Consider the following 2994-nt stretch of genomic DNA (forward strand, 5'->3'; position numbering starts at 1 on the left):
GCTGCCCGGCCAGCTGCGCGGAGTAGCTGCTGGAGCCCAGCAGGACCACCCGGGGCGCCGAGACGGCGGCCGGCGTGGCGGTGAACCGCTCGGCCAGCCCGCCCTCGACCCGCTGGTCACCGAAGAGCCCGAGCAGGTCGAGCAGGTCCTGCGGGAACTGCTCGGCCGACAGCAGCTTCGGGTCGCGGCGCAGCGCCAGGGCGGTGTGCTGGTCGGTGCCCGGGGCCCGACCGATGCCCAGGTCGATCCGCCCGGGGTGCAGCGCCTCGAGCAGGGCGAACTGCTCGGCCACCACCAAGGGCGCGTGGTTGGGGAGCATCACCCCGCCGGAGCCGACGGCGATCCGGTCGGTCACCGCGGCCAGGTGGGCGATGAGCACCGGCGGGTTGGTGCTGGCCACCGCCGGCATGTTGTGGTGCTCGGCCACCCAGAGCCGCCGGTAGCCGAGCCGGTCGGCGGCCTGCGCGACGGCGACGGTGTGCGCCAGGGCGTCGGCGGTGGTCTGCCCGGACCCGACGGTGGCCAGCTCGAGCACGGACAGGGGCAGCGGGATCTCGGACATCACTGCGGCCAACACCGCCCCGGCGGGCGGGCTTCCCGCCGCTCAGCCGGGCTCGTGCGCCCGCAGCGTGGCGTCGGGGTCCAGCCGGTCGAGGACGGCGGTGAGCGCCTCCTCCAGCGCCAGCGTCTGCGCGGGGGTCAGCGCGGCGAACACCCCTTCCCGGACGGCGGCCACGTGCCCGGGCGCGACCCGCTCCACGACGTCCCGGCCGGCGTCGGTGAGCACGGCGACGTTGCCGCGGCGGTCCTCGGCGGCCTTCTCGCGACGCACCCACCCGCGCTCCTCCAGTCGGGCCACGGTGTGCGAGAGCCGGCTCTGCGACTGGTTCGCGGTGCGCGCCAGGTCGCTCATCCGCAGGTTCCCGCCCGGCGCCTCGGACAGCATCGCGAGCACGACGTAGGCCGCATGGGTGAGGCCGGCGTCCCGCTGGAGCTGGGCGTCGAGCGTGCGCGGCAGCAGCTCGGCGACGGCCAGCCAGGCCCGCCAGGTGCGCTGTTGCTGCTCGTCGAGCCACGGGGAGGACACGCCCGGCCACGCTACCGGCCGGGTCGGCGCCGTCCGGCCGCAGCGGGAGACGCTCGTCACCCGGCGGGCGGACACCGGTCGACCGGCGTGGACGCCGGGCGGGCCGACGGCGCATCATTGGCAGTCGCCGGGGCGGAGTGCCAGCCCGGCTCGGATCGGACGAGGAGCTCCAGCACCGTGCCCACCTACCAGTACGTCTGCACCAACCCCGAGGTCAAGCACGAGTTCGAGGTCGTGCAGTCGTTCACCGACCCCGCCGTGGCCACCTGCACCGAGTGCGAGGCGCCGGTGCGCAAGGTCTACGGCTCGGTGGGCGTGGTCTTCAAGGGGTCGGGCTTCTACCGGACCGACAGCCGCAAGGGCGAGGGCGCCTCGACCAGCTCCAGCTCGGCGAAGGAGTCCTCCGGCGGGAGCAAGGACTCCGGGGGCAGCAAGGAGTCCGGCAGCAAGGACGCCGGCAGCAAGACCAGCAGCACGACGTCGAGCGGCACGGCGTCCACGTCGTCGAGCAGCTCCTCGTCCAGCAGCAGCGGGGGCAAGGCCGCGAACTGACCGGCGCACGGACGACGGCGGCGCGCTGCCGCCGGTCCACAGCCGGGCCCGCGGTCCACAGCCTCGCTCCGCACCGGGAAGGGCACCGCCGCCGCTCCTAGCGTCGTCGTGTGCCCCGTCTCCGCCGTCCGCGCTCCCCCGTGCACCTGCTGCGGCAGGTGGCCGCGGCCGCGCTCGTGTGCCTGGCCCTGGTCCTCGCGCTGCGCCCACCGCCGTCGCCCCCGGGCCAGCGCGAACAGCCGACCGTCCCGGTGGTCGTCGCCGCGGCGGACCTCCCGGCCGGCACGGTGCTCACCGCCGGCGATCTCGCGGCAGCCGAGCTGCCCACCGGCCTGCTCCCCTCTGGGGCCACGGCCGACGTCGCCGGGTTGACCGGTCAGCTGCTGGCCGCGCCGGTGCGCTCCGGTGAGCCGGTCACCGACGTCCGGCTGGTCGGGCCGGGGCTGTGGTCGGCGGTCCCCGCCGGGCAGGTCGCCGCCCCCGTCCGGCTGGCCGACCTGGCGGTGGCGACGCTGCTGCGCGCCGGTGACCGGGTCGACGTGCTGGCCGCCGGCGCGCCGGGCGCGGTCGCGGCCCCGGTCGTCGAGGTGGTCGCCAGCGGCGCCCGCGTGCTCACCGCCCCGACGCCGGAGGTCAGCGACGGCCCGACGGCGGGCACCCCGGCCGGCGGCGGGCTGCTGGTGCTGGCGGTCTCCCCGGACACCGCGGCGCGGCTGGCCGCTGCCGCGGCGACCGCGACGCTCACCGTTACGCTCGGCCGGCCGTGATCAGGGGCTCCGCAGTGGGGTCCCCGCGACCGAGAGGTGCCGTTCGTGCTCAAGGGCTTCAAGGACTTCCTGCTCCGCGGGAGCGTCATCGACCTCGCGGTGGCGGTGGTCATCGGCACCGCGTTCACGGCCGTGGTCACCTCGTTCACCGAGTCGTTCCTGCGCCCGCTGATCGGGCTGATCGGGGGCGGCGGCGTGGACGGCGGCGTCCTGGAGGTCAACGGGCAGGACTTCACCTGGGGCGCCTTCGTCAACCAGCTGATCACCTTCGTGCTGACCGCGGCGGTCATCTACTTCGTGGTCGTGCTGCCGATGAAGACGCTGTTCGAGCGCCGGGAGCGCGGTGAGCAGACCGGGCCGGTGCTGCCCACCCAGACCGAGCTCCTCGTCGAGATCCGCGATCTGCTCCAGGCCCAGCACGGGCAGCCGCCGGCGTCCGGCCCGGAGGCCCGGCACCGCGCCTAGATGACCTATTCCAAGGGTCAGTGGTCGTAGGCGATCAGTGATCGCGTCCAGACGACGTTCCCGCGGGAACGTCGTCGGGCTGGGTCGGCGTGGCAAGTCAGGGGTGAGGGCGAGGGTGCCCAG

Annotated in this window: 5 protein-coding genes; 3 read left to right on the forward strand and 2 right to left on the reverse strand. The window is 75.4% G+C overall.

Annotated features, from left to right (window positions below; all coding sequences use genetic code 11):
• Both G5C62_RS26400 and G5C62_RS26405 read right to left on the reverse strand, forming a co-directional pair.
• Window positions 1–562: MsnO8 family LLM class oxidoreductase (locus tag G5C62_RS26400; RefSeq protein ID WP_164703326.1), on the reverse strand; the 562-nt coding region annotated here is incomplete at its 3' end.
• Window positions 563–604: 42 nt separating this feature from the next.
• Window positions 605–1087 (reverse strand): MarR family winged helix-turn-helix transcriptional regulator, encoded by a 483-nt coding sequence (locus G5C62_RS26405; protein ID WP_164703327.1) that lies wholly within the window; start codon window positions 1085–1087, stop codon window positions 605–607.
• A gap of 177 nt (window positions 1088–1264) precedes the next feature.
• Here G5C62_RS26405 and G5C62_RS26410 point away from each other — a divergent pair, with 177 nt between their 5' ends.
• The 3 genes from G5C62_RS26410 to mscL all read left to right on the forward strand — a co-directional run bounded on the left by G5C62_RS26410 (window position 1265) and on the right by mscL (window position 2871).
• A complete protein-coding gene (locus tag G5C62_RS26410) occupies window positions 1265–1639 on the forward strand; it encodes an FmdB family zinc ribbon protein (protein ID WP_164703328.1) in 375 nt (124 codons plus the stop codon).
• A gap of 110 nt (window positions 1640–1749) precedes the next feature.
• Window positions 1750–2406, forward strand: a complete 657-nt coding sequence (cpaB, locus tag G5C62_RS26415) for a Flp pilus assembly protein CpaB (RefSeq protein WP_164703329.1) — start codon at window positions 1750–1752, stop codon at window positions 2404–2406.
• Window positions 2407–2451: 45 nt separating this feature from the next.
• Complete coding sequence (mscL, locus tag G5C62_RS26420) at window positions 2452–2871, forward strand: large conductance mechanosensitive channel protein MscL (RefSeq protein WP_036336242.1); 420 nt, start codon at window positions 2452–2454, stop codon at window positions 2869–2871.
• The last annotated feature ends 123 nt before the right edge of the window (window positions 2872–2994 follow it).

It is taken from the genome of Modestobacter sp. KNN46-3 (assembly GCF_011039295.1).